The sequence below is a fragment of the Paraburkholderia monticola genome (assembly GCF_001580545.1).
GTDB classification, from domain to species: Bacteria; Pseudomonadota; Gammaproteobacteria; order Burkholderiales; family Burkholderiaceae; genus Paraburkholderia; species Paraburkholderia monticola.
In genome coordinates, this window is sequence record NZ_LRBG01000037.1 from 1 (window position 1) to 15,334 (window position 15,334).

At 62.4% G+C, this 15,334-nt stretch carries 12 protein-coding genes; 5 read left to right on the forward strand and 7 right to left on the reverse strand.

Annotated features, from left to right (window positions below; translation table 11 throughout):
* Positions 1-920: transketolase family protein (locus tag CI15_RS23990; RefSeq protein WP_062132175.1), on the forward strand; the 920-nt coding region annotated here is incomplete at its 5' end.
* Positions 921-960: 40 nt separating this feature from the next.
* On the opposite strand, the gene CI15_RS23995 is transcribed toward CI15_RS23990, so the two are convergent.
* Positions 961-1,200, reverse strand: coding sequence for a hypothetical protein (locus tag CI15_RS23995; RefSeq protein ID WP_062134072.1), 240 nt, complete (start codon positions 1,198-1,200; stop codon positions 961-963).
* A gap of 293 nt (positions 1,201-1,493) precedes the next feature.
* Between CI15_RS23995 and phaZ the strand changes: the two genes are divergently transcribed.
* A complete protein-coding gene (gene phaZ / locus CI15_RS24000) occupies positions 1,494-2,792 on the forward strand; it encodes a polyhydroxyalkanoate depolymerase (protein ID WP_062132178.1) in 1,299 nt (432 codons plus the stop codon).
* Between the two features lie 282 nt (positions 2,793-3,074).
* On the opposite strand, the gene CI15_RS24005 is transcribed toward phaZ, so the two are convergent.
* Positions 3,075-3,740 carry a GntR family transcriptional regulator gene (locus CI15_RS24005; RefSeq protein ID WP_062132181.1) on the reverse strand — a complete coding sequence of 222 codons (666 nt, stop codon included), beginning with the start codon at positions 3,738-3,740 and terminating at the stop codon, positions 3,075-3,077.
* A gap of 259 nt (positions 3,741-3,999) precedes the next feature.
* Between CI15_RS24005 and CI15_RS24010 the strand changes: the two genes are divergently transcribed.
* Entirely contained in the window at positions 4,000-6,276 is a 2,277-nt protein-coding gene (locus CI15_RS24010) for an alpha/beta hydrolase domain-containing protein (protein WP_062132184.1), read from the forward strand.
* 59 nt (positions 6,277-6,335) lie between these two features.
* Positions 6,336-7,145, forward strand: a complete 810-nt coding sequence (locus tag CI15_RS24015) for a hypothetical protein (protein ID WP_241495912.1) — start codon at positions 6,336-6,338, stop codon at positions 7,143-7,145.
* Positions 7,146-7,248: 103 nt separating this feature from the next.
* Here the strand turns inward: CI15_RS24015 and CI15_RS24020 are convergent, their stop codons facing one another.
* The 4 genes from CI15_RS24020 to CI15_RS24035 all read right to left on the reverse strand — a co-directional run bounded on the left by CI15_RS24020 (position 7,249) and on the right by CI15_RS24035 (position 14,060).
* Positions 7,249-11,043: a chemotaxis protein CheB gene (locus CI15_RS24020; protein ID WP_062132190.1), complete on the reverse strand. Its 3,795-nt coding sequence runs from the start codon at positions 11,041-11,043 to the stop codon at positions 7,249-7,251.
* A gap of 102 nt (positions 11,044-11,145) precedes the next feature.
* Complete coding sequence (locus tag CI15_RS24025) at positions 11,146-11,568, reverse strand: response regulator (protein ID WP_063910579.1); 423 nt, start codon at positions 11,566-11,568, stop codon at positions 11,146-11,148.
* Between the two features lie 196 nt (positions 11,569-11,764).
* Positions 11,765-13,333 carry a hybrid sensor histidine kinase/response regulator gene (locus CI15_RS24030; RefSeq protein ID WP_161950056.1) on the reverse strand — a complete coding sequence of 523 codons (1,569 nt, stop codon included), beginning with the start codon at positions 13,331-13,333 and terminating at the stop codon, positions 11,765-11,767.
* 97 nt (positions 13,334-13,430) lie between these two features.
* Positions 13,431-14,060 carry an MEDS domain-containing protein gene (locus tag CI15_RS24035; protein WP_062132196.1) on the reverse strand — a complete coding sequence of 210 codons (630 nt, stop codon included), beginning with the start codon at positions 14,058-14,060 and terminating at the stop codon, positions 13,431-13,433.
* Positions 14,061-14,270: 210 nt separating this feature from the next.
* On the opposite strand from CI15_RS24035, the gene CI15_RS24040 reads away from it, so the two are divergent.
* Positions 14,271-14,789: a low affinity iron permease family protein gene (locus CI15_RS24040; protein ID WP_062132199.1), complete on the forward strand. Its 519-nt coding sequence runs from the start codon at positions 14,271-14,273 to the stop codon at positions 14,787-14,789.
* A 95-nt stretch (positions 14,790-14,884) separates the two neighbouring features.
* On the opposite strand, the gene CI15_RS24045 is transcribed toward CI15_RS24040, so the two are convergent.
* A complete protein-coding gene (locus CI15_RS24045) occupies positions 14,885-15,331 on the reverse strand; it encodes a type II 3-dehydroquinate dehydratase (RefSeq protein WP_062132201.1) in 447 nt (148 codons plus the stop codon).
* Positions 15,332-15,334: the final 3 nt, after the last annotated feature.

The window sequence follows — 15,334 nt, forward strand, 5'->3', positions numbered from 1 at the left end:
GCTCCGCGCCGTTCGGTCACGCGCTGGTCGAACTGGCGCGCGCGAAGTCGAGCGTGATCGGCATGACGGCCGACCTCGGCAAGTACACCGACCTCCATATCTTCGCGAAGGAGTTTCCGGAGCGCTACTACCAGATGGGCATGGCCGAGCAGTTGCTGATGGGCGCAGCCTCGGGCTTCGCGCACGAAGGCGCGCAGCCGTTCGTCACGACGTATGCGGTGTTCGGCACGCGACGCGCCTATGACTTCGTGCACCAGACGATCGCCGAAGACAATCTCGACGTGAAGATCGTCTGTGCGTTGCCGGGTCTCACGACCGGCTACGGTCCGAGCCACCAGGCCGCCGAAGACCTGGCGCTGATGCGCGCGATGCCGAACATGACGGTGATCGATCCGTGCGACGCGCTCGATATCGAGCAGATGGTGCCGGCCATCGCCGCGCACAAGGGGCCGGTCTATGCGCGCCTGTTGCGCGGCAACGTCCCCGCCGTGCTCGACGAGTACGACTACCGCTTCGAACTGGGCAAGGCCAAGCTGCTGCGCGACGGCAACGACGTGCTGCTGATCTCCTCGGGGATCATGACGATGCGCTCGCTCGAAGTCGCGAAAGCGCTGGCGGCGGACAAGGTCGACGTGGGCGTGCTGCACGTGCCGACCATCAAGCCGCTCGACACGGCCACGATCCTGCGCGAAGCGAAGCGCACTGGCCGGGTGGTGATCGTCGCGGAGAACCATACGATGATCGGCGGGCTCGGCGAAGCGGTGGCGCGCACGCTGCTCACGGCAGGCGTCACGCCGCCGTTCCGCCAGATCGCGCTGCCCGACGCGTTCCTCGCCGCCGGCGCGCTGCCCACGCTGCACGACCGCTACGGCATCTCGGCGAACGCGATGGCGACGTCGATCAAAACGTGGCTCGGATAACTACGCAAATAGTTACGACAACTCGCGGGCCTCGTCGGTTTTAGACGCCGATGGTCCGCGTCGTCTTCAGCGCGATCCACGTCATGCCTTCGCGCAGTCCTTCGAGTACCGCTTCCCTTTCCACGGCGAAGACCTCGGATTGAAGAAAGCTGCGTTCGAAGTCACCGTCGGGCGACTCATGTTTGACGTGAATCGTCGCCTGATATCCGCCTTCCTGCGCTTCCTCCGTCTGGACGCTCACCGACCAGGTGCCCTGCTGCGCGTTTGCTGATATGGTCATCGGATGCTCCTCGGGTTGTCGCGAGCGGTTGCCTGCCAACGTCAGCGTAATTCCATGCAACGGCTCTCTCGTTGATCTACGTCAAGCGTCGACCCGGACGCTGAGCCAAGCTTGACGTCATTCGTTCACGCGCGCCCGAAAATCCTACGGGGAAAACGCATGCCTCGCGCATGCACCGATTTCGCGCCCCTCGCACCGACGATTCGCGGTAAGCTTTGCGACGATATCCCTATCACGAGTTCGTACCGGTGCGGCCATGCCGTCCTCATGATCGACGAACGTCGGAGCTCATCATGTGGTACGCCTTCATCGATGCCCAGCAACGCCTCGCTCGCGCGATGGTCGGTGGAGTTCTGTCCGAGTCGGCTTCGGTGCCGCCTGCGCAAGCGGGCTGGTTCACCGCGAATCAGACGGCCGACGCGTTCAGCTGCTGGCTGCTCAGGTCGGCGTGCGCTTTCGAACGCACGCCGCCGTTCGCGATCCACTCGGTCGTCGGCAATGGGAGCCGCGTGGCCGTCGACGAAAGCGTCGTCGCCTCGTCGGCGCTCGGCGCGTTGCTCAGATTCAAACGCAACCCGGCTACGTCATCTGCTGACGAAAAGCTGCCCGCGCTGTTGTGCGCGCCGCTCGCCGGACATCATTCGGTCATGCTGCGCGAGACCGTCGAAACTCTGCTCGAAGAACGTGACGTATTCGTGACCGATTGGGCCGACGCGCGCGACGTGCCGCGCGAAGCCGGACCGCTCTCGCTCGACGACTACGTGCAGGCGCTCGAAAGCTTCGTCGGCACTGCCCGCGCGTTCGGCTCGCCCGTTCATGTGATCGCGATCTGTCAGGGCAGCGTGCCCGCACTCGCCGCCGCGGCGCTGCTCGCCACGGACGAGGCCGCGCCGATCGCGAGCGTCTCGCTGCTCGGCGGTCCGATCGATACCCGTTTGAATCCGACCGTCACCGACCGCTTCGCGAGCTCCCACACGCTCCAGTGGTTTCACGACAATGCGATCGAGATCGTGCCTGCGCCCTATCGCGGCGCGGGACGTCTCGTCTATCCGGGCTTCATCCAGCAGGCTGCGCTGTTTGCCGCGCATCCGGAGCGGCACTTGCGCCTCGAAGCGGAGTACTGGTCCAGGTGGCTCGCGGGCGATATGGCCGGTGCGCAGCAAGCGCTGCGCACGGCGAACGAATATGCCGCGGTCCTCGACATGGCGGAGTGCTATTTCCTCGACATGCTTCGTGTGGTGTTTCACGAGCACCTGTTACCGCGCAATCTCTGGTCGGTCGCCGGGCGTCAGGTGCGGATCGCCGCGCTGCGCGACACGCCGCTGTGCACGATCGAAGGCGACAGCGACGAAATCACCGGCGCGGGGCAAACGCATTGCGCACATGCACTGTGCGATGAATCGACGATGAAGCCCCGGCGGCAACTCGATATCGAACAGTGCAATCACTACGACCTGTTTATCGGTCCGCGGTGGCGCAACGCGGTTTATCCGGGGCTCTGTGAATTCTGGCGTGAAGTCGAACATCACGCGCTGGAAGTTCGCCGGCCGCGCCGCGCGGTTAGGGCTTCGGCGGCCCGCAGATCGGCGTGAGGCGGTAAAGAAACTGTCAGCGGTCAATATCCGTCAAGTCGAACACGTTGCCCTCACCGCCCGGCTGATTCTCGTTATCTGGCGACGGAATTGCTTGTGTCTCGTCCTTTTGGGTCCAGTTTTCCGATCTGTCATTCAACTACCTTCCTCAGCGATCGACCCTCCTTGATCGATCTGCGGCTTCACATCCAACACAGTCTTTCGAATCGCCGGAGTTCCACCAGGCGTTGATCGCCCTCCCCTCCAGATTTAGGGGTGATCGAGAGAGTCGAATGACGACGGCTATTCCGCGCTGACTTGCGCAAGCGCTGCGATCAGGTCGCCGAAACGTTCGCCTTGCACGAGGATATGGCCCCTGAGCGTGGCGCCGGCAGACTCGCCATCGCCGGCAGCCAACGCGTCCACGACTGCCTGATGTTCGTCGAACGACGCGGCGACGCGCCCCTTCACGCGCAACTGCAAGCGCCGATAGGGGCGCAGAAGTTTATGCAGCGCCTTCGCCTCGTCATGCAGGAAGCTGTTGTGGCTGCCCGCATAGATCAGACAGTGAAAGCGCTCGTTCAGATGGTAGTACTCGTCCGGACTGTCGGAGTCTCGCGCGGCCTGACACGCGACATGCGCTTCGCGCAGCGTCTGCAGTTCCTCTTTGCTCATGCGCCGCGCGGCGAGACGGCTGCACATCGCCTCGAGTTCAGCCATGACCTCGAACATTTCGATCAGCCGGTGCAGGCTGATTTTCGCGACCACCGCACCGTGGCGCGGCCTCATCTCGACCATGCCGGCCGCGGCCAGCTGAAGCAGCGCTTCGCGCACCGGCGTTCTCGATACCCCGAAACGCGCGATCAGCTCCGCTTCGTCGAGCCGTGCGCCGGGCGGCAGATCGCCGGTCGCAATGGCTTCCTCGATGGATTCACGAAGCTGGTCTGCCAGTGTGAGCCTGTTTGTCATGTATGGACTCCGCAAGGACCCGGATGACTACAACGATAGCTTTATCGTACGCGCGAATCATGTCATGGATGTACGCGTAAACGATAGTTGAGAACGCCATCAGGCGAATTATAAATACCCAGATGCCTCTATAAATATAAATAGCGCAGCCTACAAAATACATACAGAACCAGAACGAGAGACATCACCAGGCACGACGACGGCGACCCACTCATTCCATACGAGCGAATTTCTCTTGACCGTATTAGGAGGCCAGACCATGAAGGTGCAGTCAGTAGCTGTATCGGTGGGAGTGGGTATGGGGATCGCGCTGCTTGGCGGCTGCGGACATGGCGACAACCTGTCCCCGCCCGCGCCCGCTCCGGTGTCGCACGGCGCAGGCTTCATCAAGAGCTTCCAGGTCATCTCGAGTGCGCCTGCTTTCGGCGGAGCGACGCCGGCAGGCGCGGCGGGACCTTATCAGGTCATCACCGCGGTCGTGCATGGCGAACTCGATCCGAACGATCCCCTCAATGCGGGCATCGTGAACATCAAGAACGCGCCGGTCGGCAGCGACGGCTACGTCGCCTATTCGACCGACGTCGTGATCCTGCGCCCGCAGAGCGCATCGACCGCCAAACGCGTGCTGTTCTACGACGTGGTGAATCGCGGCAGCAAGATCGGCGCGGCGTCGTTCGTCGGCGGCGGCGCGCTGGATACCGGCGCGGCGCCGTCGTCGAGCTTTCCGTCGTTGCTACGCAATGGCTACACGATCCTGTGGAGCGGCTGGCAAGGCGACATTCCGGTCACGGGCAACAGCACGACCGCCGGCGCCGGGCTGCTCGGCGCGAACTTCCCGGTGGCGACCAACAAGGACGGCTCGCCGATGACCGGCTTGAGCCGCGAGGAGTTCATTCCGGACTATGCCGGCGGTGCGCCGACCACCATTCCGCTGACCTACCCGCCGGCCAATCTGTCCGACAAGTCCTCGGTTACGTTCACCGCGCGTCAGTCCTGGCTGACCGCGTATGGCAGCATTCCGGGCGGCTTCGAAACCTACACCGCGCCTTCGCAGCCGGTAACGACCTGGAGCTACGTCAGTACCCCGAACAATGTCTATGAAGGCAACTATTCGGTGACGTTCACGCCACCCGCCACGGTACCTGGACCGAACGGCACGCAGGTTCCGCCCGATGCCGGGACCATCTACAGCTTCGTCTATCAGGCAGCGGCGCCGACCGTCGACGGCATCGGCTTTGCCGCGTTGCGCGACCTCGTCTCGTTCCTTCGCTACGAGAACGCCGACGCGCAAGGCGCGGCGAACCCGCTGAACGATCTGAAGAGCGCCGGGTGCGTCGCGTCGACGTGCTCGACCAGCACGAACTTCGATATCGCGGTTGGCGAGGGCATTTCGCAATCGGGCCGCTTCATCAAGGACTTCCTCTATCAGGGCTTCAACGCGGACAAGAACGGCAAGATCGTGTTCGACGGCCTGTTCCCGATCATCTCGGCGGCCCGCCGCACGTGGACCAACGCGGCGTTCGCCCAGCCCGGCCGTTGGTCGAAACAGCATGAAGACCACTTCATGCCTGGCTTCCAGTTCCCGTTCACGTACGCGACGATGACCGACCCGGTGAGCGGTACCACCGACGGCATCCTGCAACGGTGCACGGCGAGCAACACGTGTCCGAAGATCATGCAGCTGGACGGCTCGTTCGAATGGTGGGGCGGCGCCGCCTCGCTCGTCGTGACCGACGGACGCGGCAACGACATCCAGCTGCCGGCCAATGTCCGCTACTACCTCGTCGCGGGAACCCAGCATGGTGGCGGCAGCGGTGTCACGACCGGCAACTTCACGGTGCCCACGGCGGGAAGCCAGTGCCAGTTGCCGGGTTCGCCGGTCGAAGAAACGCCGGTTGAACGCGCGCTGATTCCCGAACTCGTCGCCTGGGTCGGCAAGGGCACGCCGCCGCCTGCGTCGCAGTATCCGACGGTCGCGGCCGGCACGCTGGTCGCGCCGACCCAGACCACGGTCGGCTTCCCGTCGCTGACCAACGTGATGGTGCCAAGCGGCTCCGCCGCGACGCCGACCTCGTTGCAACTGACGTTCAACGGCGAATACAACCAGTTGTTCGTGACCGACTACAGCAATGCTGTCCCGGTGGTCAACACGGCGCAGGCCTACACGATCCTCGTGCCGAAGGTCGATGCGAACGGCAACGAGACGTCCGGTGTGCTGGTGCCTGACGTCAGCGCGCCGCTCGCCACCTACACCGGCTGGAATTATCGCGGTGCAGGGCATGCGATCGGCGACGGTTGTATTTCGAATGGCGCCGCGATTCCGTTCGCGGTGAACGCCGCCGCGCAGGCCGGCGGTACGGATTCACGCGCGACGCTCGACTCGCTATACGGTGGCAGCCGCGCGAAGTATCAGGCGGCGGTCGCAGCCGCGGCGAACGCGCTCGTCACTCAAGGCTACCTGGTGCAGGACGACGCCACCAACGTGTTCATCGCCAATGCGAGCGGCGTGTCCGCGACGTTGTTGCCGCAACCGTGAACCACGCTTGCCACGGGCCGGGGGCGATCGCGATGAGGCAGGCGGCGAAGCGAGCAGCCGTGGCGCTGCTCGCCGGTGGCGCGATCGGCGTGATCGGCGCGATCGGCGGATGCGGAGGGGGTGGTGGCGATGGCGGCAGCGCCGCGAGCACGGCGCCGGCCAGCACGCCGACACCCGCCTCGCAGAATGCCACCGTGTATCAGAACAGCCTGACCCTCGGAAGCATCAATGCGGTTTCGTTGTCGGTCGTAGCCGGCACGTCGACCACCAATGCCATGCTGGTGAGTCCCGTGGCCGCACCGCTGCTGAGTGCGGGCAATAATGCGCTGCTCTCGACGCATCTGGCGGCCAACGTGCCGGGTGCTGGTATTGCGTGCATGTCCGCGGTTTCGAACAGCATCGGCACGGTAACGGGTGTCAACGCGGGCGTGAATGTGAAGAGCGTGGCGGTGCTGCTCGACAATGGCTGGAGCGTCTCGGCCGCACCGTCCGCGGACTGGGCCGCGTTCGGCGCGAACGGCGCTGTGTTCGACGGCTGGGAAAACTGCGGCGCCAAGGCAGAAGGCGCGCCCTCGCCTTCTTCGACGTTGACCGTCAATGCGGACGGCAGCTTCTCCGACAACGTGTTCGATGGCAATCCATCCACCACGGTCACGACGATCAACCAGAGTTTTAGCGTGACGCAAGCCGCGTCGCTACTGTCTGCGGCCGGTTATCTCGACAGCAGTCAACCCGTTGTTCCGCAGACTATCCGGCTGAAGCTTTATCACAATGCCGCGCAGCAAACGGTGCTGGTTGAACAGGGCATCCCTGTGAGCGGCGCGACGAACCAGAGTCCCGGTTTCATCGCGATCTACTTTCAGCGGTGAATCGGGTGGCGGGAGAGCGCCGGGCTGGGGTCGGCCAGCTTCGAAGCGGCCCTCACGCAAGCGTTCGCGTCGAAAGATCAGCCCAGCAGGTTACGAGTTATCGCTAGGGCCTTCTAGCTTTATAAGACGACGAAATCAACTGATTCAACGAGGACCTGCCGACCGGCTTGACCAGATAATGATCGAAACCGGCCCGCTTTGCGCGTTCACGATGCTCTTCTCCCGCGTAGCCGCTGACCGCGATCAGCAAGGTATCGGCAAGGTCGGGCATCGCATGTAACCGGCGCGCAATTTCGTAGCCATCCATGTCAGGCAACCCGATGTCGAGCAGGACGACGCCGGGCCGAAAATCCTCCGCGCAGCGTAAAGCGTCTGAACCGTTGCAAACGACCCTCACGTCGTGCCCGTCGAGCTTTAATACCATCGCCATACTTTCGCCCGCATCCGCATTGTCATCAACGACGAGAATCTTTTGTGGCGCGACGACAGGAGCGTCATGCGTCTGATCAGGCATCGACGGCTGCGGTGTATCGACATGCGACGGTGCCGGAAGCCGGACCACGAATGTGCTGCCCTGGCCCAGGCCCTCGCTCGAGGCCCGCACGGTCCCGTGATGCAGTTCGACCAGTTTGTGCACCAGCGCAAGACCCAGCCCTAACCCCGCGGACGTGCGATCCAGCGAGCGCTCTGCCTGCACGAAGATGGTGAAGATGGTCGGCAGAAACTCCGCGGTCATGCCGATGCCGTTGTCCGCGACGGTCAGCACGGCGTCATCGCCGTCACGCACGAGCGTGATCTCGATGCGGCCATGCGAAGGCGTGTACTTGACGGCGTTGCCGAGCAGATTGGTCACGATCTGCTCGAGACGAATTGCATCGCCCTCGACTGTCAGGACCTGCGGCGGCAGGACGACCGTGAGTTCGTGCTGGCGCGCGTCGATTTCTGCGCGCATCGCGGCAACACTGTGCCGCACGATGTCGGCCAGATCGATCGGCTTCACATTGAGCTTGATGATGCCGCGCGTGATGCGCGACACGTCCAGCAGATCGTCAACCAGGCCGATCTCGTGATTCAGCTGACGCCTGGCGAGCACACGCGCGAGCAGTTGCGTTTCCTCGTCGACGTTCTCGCGCCCCCACACCTCGATTGCATTGGCAATCGCCACGAGCGGGTTGCGCAGTTCGTGCGCGAGCATCGCGAGAAAATCGTCCTTCTGGTGGTCGGCCGTCTCCAGACGTTCCACCGCGAGTTGATGCTCGGTAAGGTCTTCAATGGTCAGCAGGATCAGTTCGTGCGCACGGCCCACCACGCGCGCACCGTTCAGCCGCATCGTGCGCAGGCCGATGCGGGGGAAATCGTGCGTGATCTGGAAATCGCGGACGATGGTCCGCCGAGGCAGGAGCTTCTCGAGCAGGTCACGCAGGGCCGGAATATCCCACTGTCCGTTGCCCAGCGTATAAAGCGGTGCGCCGATCGTCTCCCCAGGGACGGTCTGGAAGATCTGGTAGAACGCGTGGTTGGCCCGCGTCACACGCAGGTCGGACTCCAGCACGAGCAGCGGTTCTGACATCGTGTCGATGATCGCGTCGGCATAGTCGCGCGCACGGACCACGTCGTCGTGAAGCATCTTCAGTTCGTGGTTGCGGTAGCGCAGCTCGTCGTTGGTGGTCGACAGTTCCTCGTTTAACGACTGGAGTTCTTCCTTGGCCGTCTCGAGTTCTTCGTTCGTGCTCTGGAATTCCTCGTTGCTCGAAAGCAGTTCTTCCTCGCTCGATTTCAGTTCTTCCCGCGCGCTTTCGTGCTCCTCGAGCATGGTTCGAAGCTGCGTGCGCATCGCACCCACCTCAGCCATCAGACGCGCGATTTCCTCGTCCCTGGGATCGGCATCTTTTGCGGCCATCCTGCGCCCAAGCCGTTGTCTTAATGTCTGCAGCAACAACCTCTTGAGTGTTTCCTGCCCGTGCGCATTCTGGCCGTCCAGGCGCTGCGATCCACTCTCGAAGAAGATCAGGAACCAGCGTCCCTCGATGCCGGCCATCTGGACCGGATGCACTTCCACGCACACGGGTTGTGGACCATTCGCTTCGGAAGCACGCAGCCCGGTCTTGCGCACCGCCACGCCGTCCTGCCTGACCTGCCTGATCGCCTCATTGACGGCCAGAAAAACTTCGGGCCTTGCGAGTCGCCGGAGGTCGCTGGTTGGCGAGCCGCTGGGGTTGACCACATACGCGGAAGTATCGCCGCGATACTCGATGATGTTCAGGTCGTCATCGCATAACACCGAGGGTGGCGCGTACCGTGCGAGAGCAATGCGATCGACTTCGGAGCGGAACGACGACACTTCGCGAGGCTCGGACCGGCTCTCTGGTGCGATTCCCGTGGGGGCAGACAATGGTATGGCCCGTGTCGAGATGCGGCGAAACTCCGTCGGCGCCCCGAGCCGCGGTTTCTTGTAGTACAGCCTGCTGCGCCTGTTTTCGATGACGCCGAAGAGCTCCGAGAAAGCGCCCACCGTCTCCGAGGGACCCAGCATCAGCACGCCGTCGGGCTTCAACGCGTAGTGAAACAATGGCATCACGCTTCGCTGCGCCGGTCCACTCAGATAGATCAGCAGGTTACGGCAGCTCACCAGGTTCATCCGCGAAAAGGGCGGGTCGCTCAACACATCGTGACGCGAGAACGTGCACAGCTCCCTGACCGGCTTATCGACGCAGTAGTACTCGCCGTCGCGCACAAAAAACCGCTCGAGCCGCTCAGGCGACACATTTCGCGCAATGTTTTCAATGTACCGGCCAGCGCGTGCGGTTTCGAGCGCCTCTGTGCTGATATCGGTGCCGAAGACCTGCACCGTCGTGGTCGCCGCACGCTCACCCAGATACTCCAGCAGACAGATCGCAATCGAGTAGACCTCTTCGCCGGTCGCGCATCCTGGCACCCAGATTCTGACCGGTCCCGTCGATTCGTTGGCAACTGCGAGACGTGGAAACACCGTCTGAGTCAGGACTTCGAATGTGTCAGGATCCCTGAAAAACTCGGTCACCTGAATGAGCAGGTCGCGTCCCAGCGCCAGCGTCTCGGCCGGATCGGATTCGAGCACTCTGACGTAGTCCGCCACCGACGTGATCTGAAGCAATGCCATGCGGCGGCCAAGTCTGCGCTGGACGGTGCCGCTCTTGTAGCGGCTGAAATCGATATTGCAGGCGTTCCGCAGCAGGCGGAATATGGCGCGCAGACTCGTGTCGGCGGGTTCGGGGGACGTGCCAGCCGCGGCGGGGGGCGGAACCGATCGCAGGTAGGGATGCCGGCCGATCCCTATCATTTCTTTCGCGATATCACGGGGTGCAAGCACGCGATCGACGCAACCCAGACTGATCGCTGCATGCGGCATGCTGTTGAACTGCGCCGAGGCCTCGTCCTGGGCAAACGTAATGCCACCTGCCCGCTGGATGGCCTGGAGTCCCAGCGCGCCGTCCGAACCGCTGCCCGACAGCACGACGCCGATGGCGTTCTGCCCCTGGTCCCTCGCGAGTGAATCCAGCAGGTCGTCGATGGGCATGGGCGGCCCGGGCGACTCGTCACGCGGCCGCAGCCGGATGCGGCACTGCTCGACTGACATGCTCGTGTTCGGAGGAATGACGTACAGATGATCCGCTGCGACATCCATGCCCTCGACGGCTTCGAGAACCGCCATGGATACCCGTTTGGCGAGTATTTCAGGAAGGAGGCTGGGGCGCGACGGATCCAGATGCTGTACCACCAGGAATGCCATACCGCTCACGGCGGGAATGTCGGCCATCAGTTCGGAGATCGCTTCGAGGCCGCCCGCGGATGCGCCGATTCCGACCAGAGGAAAGGTCGGCGACGTTGATTCGTTCGCCGCGGGCGAGGATTGAGTCACGTCGTCTCCAGGGATGCGAATAGTTGAATTGGCCGTTGCTAGCGCAGCAAGCAGGCGTGCCCGGAAGCAGACCCTGATTTTATCAACGGTTCTCGTGCCTACCTACGCTTTTGGGCAGCCCGGTGCACCCGACGAGTCGAACGCTGCCGGCCAGGTCCGATATCCGCCGCTCAGTGCATGGATCGCGCTTATCAGTTCGCCCGGCGATCGGCCCTTCTGGCAATAGCCATCGAAGCCCGCATCTATCCCCCTTTCCCGTACCTGCCCTTCGTCAAGTGCAGTGAAGGCCACGATGACCGCCGCGCGCGTGGACGCAAGCCGCCTCAGCACGCGTGCCGTCGCAAAACCGTCATGCAACGGCATATTGATGTCCAGCACGATGACGTCCGGCATCCAGTGCCGGGTGAACTCCAGTGCCTGAATTCCGCCCGCTGCGAAACGCGCATCCATCGCCTCCAGGCCGAGCGCGGCTGTCAGCGCTGTTCCTGAAGCCTCGTTGTCGTCGACGACCAATACTGCAGGCATGCTCCCAGCAGATTTGACCGATCGGTTCGTCCATACGCTGCAGTGGGCCATGCCGTTCTCTCATTGTAGATATCGGATTCCAATGGACGCGCATGGCATGTGCCCGAGCCTCGACATGGGAAGCTGCTCGCGCAAAGCGAGGAGCCTGCTGCCATGCAGGGCGTCGGATGCCGGGAGACCGTGCCGAAAGATGAGGTCATCCGCTACACGAGGGCTTCGGATCCTCTCTTAGCGCGTCAACCAGATCCATCAGCGTCACCGGCTTCACGAAATGTCGTTCAAAGCCAGCCGCGAGCGAGCGCTTCAGATCGTCCACCTGGCCGTATCCGCTCAAAGCGAAGAGCCGAAGTCCCGAGTGCTGCGGCTGCTCGCGAAGAGCGACCGCCAACTCATATCCGTCCATCCCCGGCAAGCCGATGTCGAGAATGGCCACTTCAGGCCGAAACTGCGCGGCTAAATCCAGCGCCTGCAGCGGTTCGAATGCTGTCGCGACGTCGAAGCCTACGTCCGTCAGAAAGGCTTCCATGGACACCAAGCCATCCAGATTGTCGTCAACCAGCAGCACGCGCGCTCCCGATCGAGCGGGGAGGATTTCAGGAACCCGGGTCTTTTGAGGAAACGCACTGGCGATCTCGTCACCGGAAGCGAGCGGCAATATCACCGTGAAGGTCGCGCCTTTTCCCGGCCCATCACTGCTTGCGGAAACAGTACCTCCGTGCAACTCGATCAGATTCCTGACGAGTGCGAGGCCGATGCCCAATCCGCCCTTCGAACGGTCGATCGTCGTGCGTCCCTGCTCGAAGATTTTAAAAAGCTTTGGCATCAGTTCCGCACTGATACCGGCGCCATCGTCGCTGATGGAGACTGTGACGTGGTCAGGCGCAGCCCGGGCATCGACCCGGATTTCTCCGCCGATATGGGTATATTTGGCCGCGTTGTTCAGCAGGTTGCTGAATGCCTGGGTCAGGCGTGTCAGATCGCCATAAATCTGCGCGCCGTCATCAGCTATGGCGACCGATAGCCGCTGATGACGCTGCTCCACCAGCGGGCTCGCGGCTTCCACCGCCCGTGTTATGACCGAACCGACCCGCAAGCCTTCGCGCTTCAGTTCTATCTTTCCGCGGGTAATGCGGCTGACATCAAGCAGGTCTTCGACGAGGCGCGACAGATGCGCGACCTGCCGCTCCAGAATCTGATGGTATTTGTCGGCCGCGTTGCCATTCTCACGCCGGATAAGGCCCAGTGCGGTGGAGATCGGCGCGAGAGGATTGCGCAGCTCGTGACCCAGCATGGCAAGAAACTCGTCTTTCGATCTGTTTGCCTCTTCGCGCTCGTGCGCCGCGCGAGCCGCCAGAATGCCGGTGGCCGCCTGAGAGGTGGCGGCCCGCAGAAAGGCGATCTGATTGACGGTCGGGAAGGTCGGCGCGATGGCCCCAAACCAGATGCTGCCCTGTCCGGAGCTGAAGCCCATACTCAACCGGATCATTCTCGCCTGGCCAAGCGGGGTGTCGCACAGATTGATGCTGGAGCCGATGGGGAGCCCATGCCATGCAGCGATGGCGTCCCGCCAGCGCCCCATTTCGTCCTCGCTGACCTGTGCGCCACGCACCCGCATCTGCACGAATGGGACGGCGCCCGGAAGCAATGGAACGTCGACATAGCAGATGTCCAAGGGAACGATCCGCTCGATTGCCTCGGTCATTAGTGCCACGATCGCGGCGCCATCGCGACCCGGCCAGAGCGCGGGAAGCGCAAGCAGACCCATAAGGTCTCTCAACGCAGTCTCAGGGCTCTGGTCTCCGTATCGATCGATGCTCATCTAACCCGTTTTTTCATCGTGCTTGCGTCACGCGGTCGCTGCATCAGGCCGCTGATCGCATTTTGCGAGACTTCAGCTCCTTCAGCATCTCCGACGGAGGGATGAAGAAGGGATTTTCCTGCACGATCCCGTTGATCAGCGTAAGGGGATGCGTACGCAAGACGTCCATCAGCATGGCGCCGGAGAGCTTGGCCATATCGTAGACGCACACGGCGGGCTGGCGGTTGCGCTCGATGATCTCATTGACCTCCGCCTCGTATTCGATAAGTTCCGGCGCAGTGGAAAGGTCCTCGAACGCCCAGTCCATATTGCCCATGATGCGAAGTCGGGAGAAACCCGCATCACGTCCGGAACCGGTGAGACGATCTACCATGTCCAGCATCCGCTTCTTGTCGAATTTACCTTCGTCGTCAAGATATGCCTCGGGCCAGGTAACGACTTCCAGTTGTCCGCACGCCTCGCATTGGTGAGTATCAATACCCGATGCCTCCAGCCTCGCCCGGTGGTCATCGACGAGCGCGGGGTCGACGATATGGAAATTCTTTTCGCCGGTTTCCACTGCCTGCCGGTAGTAGGGAGTCAAGGCTTCGTACTCCTCGTCGCGGCTGTCGAAGAACGCGCACACGTGGTAAGCGTCCATCAAGGTGCCCGCAATAGCGATGCGATTGTCCATTGAACTTCCCCAGGATGACTGCGGATTGCCGGAAGCGAGGGCCTGACCGGAACTTCGCCAGAACGGAGCTGGAACACCATTGCATTCTATGGCATCGCCCATTGGTTCACGGCTTTATTCCTGGAGGTGTCAGTTCGGGCGGCCCGCCCTTTTGCGCCGCAAGGCACGGATGTTGCGCCTCACCCTCACACATCATTCTGGAGCAGGGCCATGCAACCCCATTCAGCGGCTCCGGCCTCCACGGACGAGCTGGCAACGATTCCCGATACTTCGAGTCCGGCTTACGCCAGTCGACACCCGCTGACCCAGGCATTCGATGCTTTTGCGAGTCTTGTTACGCGGTGGGCAGGTTCTCCAGCCGCTTTCAGCCTCGCGGTACTGACTGTTGTCGCATGGATCGTGACCGGCCCGATCTTTCACTACTCGGACGGTTGGCAACTGGTCATCAACACGGGAACCACCATCGTGACGTTCCTGATGGTGTTCCTGATACAGCAGAGCCAGAACAAGGACAGCGTCGCGCTGCACCTGAAGCTCAATGAACTCCTGGCCTCGCATCGTCGGGCTGACAATCATCTCATCGGCATCGAGGACGCATCGGAGGAAGAACTGCGACGGCTCGCGGCTGCGTATCTGCGGCTGTCGACGAAGAATCCGAGTGACGCAGATATCAGGCAAAAGACAGCCGACCTGAACGCCTGCAAACAGCCGACAGATTCTGATCGATAGAGACGCTTCCGTTTGCCGCCGGCTGTTCGCTCAGGCCTGCGGCCGATTTACCTCGTGAAGGGACGCCCGCCTGTTCCACAAATTGACGGGCCCGATCAGCTCTGCTTGCCCCACAGATCATCAATCGCCCGGATCGCCAGCAGATACCCATTTGCGCCTGCCCCGCAGATCACGGCCGTGGCCGCTACCGAGATCGTCGAGTGACGATATTCTTCCGAGCGCGCGTGTATGTTGGTGATATGCAATTCCACCACCGGCCGACGAACGAGCTTGACCGCGTCGAGCACCGGAATCCGACCGAACGAAAAGCCGGCCGGATTGATGATCAGCGCGGCGTCCTGCAGGAACGCTTCCTGGATCCAGTCGATCAACTCGCTTTCGCTGTTGGTCTGACGGAATACGCAGTCGAACTTGAGCGTGTCGGCGAGCGTCAGGCAGTTCTGTTCGATGTCCTTCAACGTGGTGCTGCCGTAAATGTGAGGCTCCCTTACGCCCAGCATGTTCAGGTTGGAGCCATTGAGGATGTAGAGTTTGCGGGTCATGGT

Bases quoted from the DNA above. Each gene is read 5' to 3' on its own strand.
- CI15_RS23995 (WP_062134072.1), bottom strand. From the start codon at position 1,200: ATGACCATATCAGCAAACGCGCAGCAGGGCACCTGGTCGGTGAGCGTC.
- phaZ (WP_062132178.1), top strand. From the start codon at position 1,494: ATGTGGTACGCCTTCATCGATGCCCAGCAACGCCTCGCTCGCGCGATG.
- CI15_RS24005 (WP_062132181.1), bottom strand. From the start codon at position 3,740: ATGACAAACAGGCTCACACTGGCAGACCAGCTTCGTGAATCCATCGAG.
- CI15_RS24010 (WP_062132184.1), top strand. From the start codon at position 4,000: ATGAAGGTGCAGTCAGTAGCTGTATCGGTGGGAGTGGGTATGGGGATC.
- CI15_RS24025 (WP_063910579.1), bottom strand. From the start codon at position 11,568: ATGCCTGCAGTATTGGTCGTCGACGACAACGAGGCTTCAGGAACAGCG.
- CI15_RS24030 (WP_161950056.1), bottom strand. From the start codon at position 13,333: ATGGGTCTGCTTGCGCTTCCCGCGCTCTGGCCGGGTCGCGATGGCGCC.
- CI15_RS24035 (WP_062132196.1), bottom strand. From the start codon at position 14,060: ATGGACAATCGCATCGCTATTGCGGGCACCTTGATGGACGCTTACCAC.
- CI15_RS24040 (WP_062132199.1), top strand. From the start codon at position 14,271: ATGCAACCCCATTCAGCGGCTCCGGCCTCCACGGACGAGCTGGCAACG.
- CI15_RS24045 (WP_062132201.1), bottom strand. From the start codon at position 15,331: ATGACCCGCAAACTCTACATCCTCAATGGCTCCAACCTGAACATGCTG.